Source organism: Shouchella sp. JSM 1781072, assembly GCF_041949915.1.
Taxonomy (GTDB): domain Bacteria; phylum Bacillota; class Bacilli; order Bacillales; family Bacillaceae_D; genus Shouchella.
The window spans coordinates 1-2,942 of sequence record NZ_JBHFQE010000008.1 but is presented as its reverse complement, the minus strand read 5'-3'; the positions used below and the strand labels follow the sequence as shown (position 1 = coordinate 2,942).

Sequence of the window (2,942 nt, the reverse complement as noted above, 5' to 3'; positions counted from 1 at the left end):
AAAATGGATAAGTTAGAAAGGGCGCACGGTGAATGCCTTGGCACTAGGAGCCGATGAAGGACGCGACGAACAGCGATATGCTTCGGGGAGCTGTAAGTAAGCTTTGATCCGGAGATTTCCGAATGGGGGAACCCACCATCCGTAATGGGATGGTACTCCTACCTGAACACATAGGGTAGGTAGAGGCAGACCCGGGGAACTGAAACATCTAAGTACCCGGAGGAAGAGAAAGCAAATGCGATTTCCTGAGTAGCGGCGAGCGAAACGGAATCAGCCCAAACCAAGAGGCTTGCCTCTTGGGGTTGTAGGACACTCTATACGGAGTTACAAAGAAACGGAGTAGGTGAACTGTCTGGAAAGACAGGCCGAAGAAGGTAACAGCCCTGTAGCTGAAACTTCGTTTCCTCCAGAGTGGATCCTGAGTACGGCGGGACACGTGAAACCCCGTCGGAATCCGGGAGGACCATCTCCCAAGGCTAAATACTCCCTAGTGACCGATAGTGAACCAGTACCGTGAGGGAAAGGTGAAAAGCACCCCGGAAGGGGAGTGAAAGAGATCCTGAAACCGTGTGCCTACAACTAGTCAGAGCCCGTTAATGGGTGATGGCGTGCCTTTTGTAGAATGAACCGGCGAGTTACGATAACGTGCAAGGTTAAGCTGATGAGGCGGAGCCGCAGCGAAAGCGAGTCTGAATAGGGCGAGTGAGTACGTTGTCGTAGACCCGAAACCGGGTGATCTACCCATGTCCAGGGTGAAGGTCGGGTAACACCGACTGGAGGCCCGAACCCACGCATGTTGAAAAATGCGGGGATGAGGTGTGGGTAGGGGTGAAATGCCAATCGAACTCGGAAATAGCTGGTTCTCCCCGAAATAGCTTTAGGGCTAGCCTCGAGTGATGAGTTTTGGAGGTAGAGCACTGATTGGACGAGGGGTCCCCACAGGATTACCGAATTCAGTCAAACTCCGAATGCCAAAAACTTTAACTCGGGAGTCAGACTGCGAGTGCTAAGATCCGTAGTCAAGAGGGAAACAGCCCAGACCATCAGCTAAGGTCCCCAAGTATACGTTAAGTGGAAAAGGATGTGGAGTTGCTTAGACAACCAGGATGTTGGCTTAGAAGCAGCCATCATTGAAAGAGTGCGTAATAGCTCACTGGTCGAGTGACTCTGCGCCGAAAATGTACCGGGGCTAAACGTATCACCGAAGCTATGGCAATCCCAGTAGGGATTGGGTAGGGGAGCGTTCCAAGGACAGCGAAGCTAGATCGTGAGGACTAGTGGAGTGCTTGGAAGTGAGAATGCCGGTATGAGTAGCGAAAAGAGGGGTGAGAATCCCCTCCGTCGAAAGCCCAAGGTTTCCTGAGGAAGGCTCGTCCGCTCAGGGTTAGTCGGGACCTAAGCCGAGGCTGAAAAGCGTAGGCGATGGACAACAGGTTGATATTCCTGTACCACCTCGTATTTGTTTGAACGATGGGGGGACGCAGAAAGGTAGGGTGAGCGCGCCGCTGGCTGTGCGCGTCGAAGCATGCAAGGCTGGAACATAGGCAAATCCGTGTTCCGTGAAGGCTGAGCTGTGACCGTGAAGGACCCAAGGGTCCGAAATCCCTGATCCTCCGCTGCCGAGAAAAGCCTCTAGTTAGAATACAGGTGCCCGTACCGCAAACCGACACAGGTAGGCGAGAAGAGAATTCTAAGACGCTCGGGAGAACTCTCGTTAAGGAACTCGGCAAAATGACCCCGTAACTTCGGGAGAAGGGGTGCTCTATTAAGGTGAATAGCCTGAGAGAGCCGCAGTGAATAGATCCAAGCGACTGTTTAGCAAAAACACAGGTCTCTGCCAAGCCGCAAGGCGAAGTATAGGGGCTGACACCTGCCCGGTGCTGGAAGGTTAAGAGGAGGGGTTATCCCGTAAGGGAGAAGCTCTGAATTGAAGCCCCAGTAAACGGCGGCCGTAACTATAACGGTCCTAAGGTAGCGAAATTCCTTGTCGGGTAAGTTCCGACCCGCACGAATGGTGCAACGACTTGGATACTGTCTCAACGAGAGACCCGGTGAAATTATAGTACCTGTGAAGATGCAGGTTACCCGCGACAGGACGGAAAGACCCCATGGAGCTTTACTGTAGCTTGATAGTGAGTGTTGGTACCATTTGTACAGGATAGGTAGGAGCCTAGGAAACCGGAGCGCTAGCTTCGGTGGAGGCGTCGGTGGGATACTACCCTGATGGTGCTGACATTCTAACCTCGACCCGTGATCCGGGTCAGGGACATTGTCAGGTGGGCAGTTTGACTGGGGCGGTCGCCTCCTAAACAGTAACGGAGGCGCCCAAAGGTTCCCTCAGAATGGTTGGAAATCATTCGTAGAGTGCAAAGGCATAAGGGAGCTTGACTGCGAGACCTACAAGTCGAGCAGGGACGAAAGTCGGGCTTAGTGATCCGGCGGTGCCGTATGGAAGGGCCGTCGCTCAACGGATAAAAGCTACCCTGGGGATAACAGGCTTATCTCCCCCAAGAGTCCACATCGACGGGGAGGTTTGGCACCTCGATGTCGGCTCGTCGCATCCTGGGGCTGAAGTAGGTCCCAAGGGTTGGGCTGTTCGCCCATTAAAGCGGCACGCGAGCTGGGTTCAGAACGTCGTGAGACAGTTCGGTCCCTATCCGTCGCGGGCGTAGGAAATTTGAGAGGAGCTGTCCTTAGTACGAGAGGACCGGGATGGACATACCGCTGGTGTACCAGTTGTTCCGCCAGGAGCATCGCTGGGTAGCTACGTATGGACGGGATAAGTGCTGAAAGCATCTAAGCATGAAGCCCCCCTCAAGATGAGATTTCCCATGGCGTAAGCCAGTAAGACCCCTTAGAGATGATGAGGTTGATAGGTCAGAAGTGGAAGTGTGGCGACACATGGAGCGGACTGATACTAATCGGTCGAGGGCTTATCCTAA

Annotated in this window: 1 rRNA gene; it reads left to right on the top strand. The window is 53.5% G+C overall.

The window, feature by feature from the left end:
• The first annotated feature begins 5 nt into the window (after positions 1–5).
• A 23S ribosomal RNA gene (locus tag ACE1TH_RS20400) occupies positions 6–2,941 on the top strand.
• Position 2,942: the final 1 nt, after the last annotated feature.